This is a genomic window from Streptomyces sp. SID14478 (genome assembly GCF_010548525.1).
In the GTDB taxonomy this organism is placed as follows: Bacteria; Actinomycetota; Actinomycetes; order Streptomycetales; family Streptomycetaceae; genus Streptomyces.
Genome location: NZ_JAAGMG010001139.1, coordinates 1 through 469, shown reverse-complemented (window position 1 = coordinate 469; position 469 = coordinate 1). Strand labels below are relative to the sequence as shown.

Below are 469 nucleotides of genomic sequence, written 5' to 3'. Positions count from 1 at the left end.
CTTCGAGGACCAGGACCCGGCGGCGGGCAGGGGCGGCGAGGACGGCGTCGAGGGTGTCGCGCAACGCGGCCGCGGCGAGACGAGCCGCCTCCACCGGCGTGAACGGCGGCGTGAGGCGCGTCTTCACCCGCCCCGGCACCGGCGCCTTGGCGAGCACGAGGACAGTGGTGGAGCCGCTCATCGGGCAGCCCCCTGCGCGAGCACGGCCCGCATGTCGCGCACGGCGTGCCAGGTGCCCCGCCAGGTACCGGTCACCTTCGACGCCCCGGTCCGCGGCCGGTAGGGCACCTCGCGCTCCTCGATCCGCCAGTCGGCGTCGGCCGCCCGCACCACCATCTGCAGCGGATAGCCGCTGCGCCGGTCCGTCAGGCCGAGCCCGAGCAGCTCCGTGCGCCGGGCCGCCCGCAGCGGGCCGAGGTCGTGCAGCCGCACTCCCGTGCGGCGGCGCACCATGCGCGCGAGGACGACG

General features: G+C 77.4%; 2 pseudogenes. Both read right to left on the bottom strand.

Annotation, left to right across the window (positions count from 1 at the left end):
- Positions 1–181, bottom strand: a pseudogene (locus G3I40_RS36285) (glycosyltransferase); the annotation flags it as partial.
- Positions 178–469: pseudogene (locus tag G3I40_RS36280) on the bottom strand (glycosyltransferase); the annotation flags it as partial. The pseudogenes G3I40_RS36280 and G3I40_RS36285, both read right to left, overlap by 4 nt.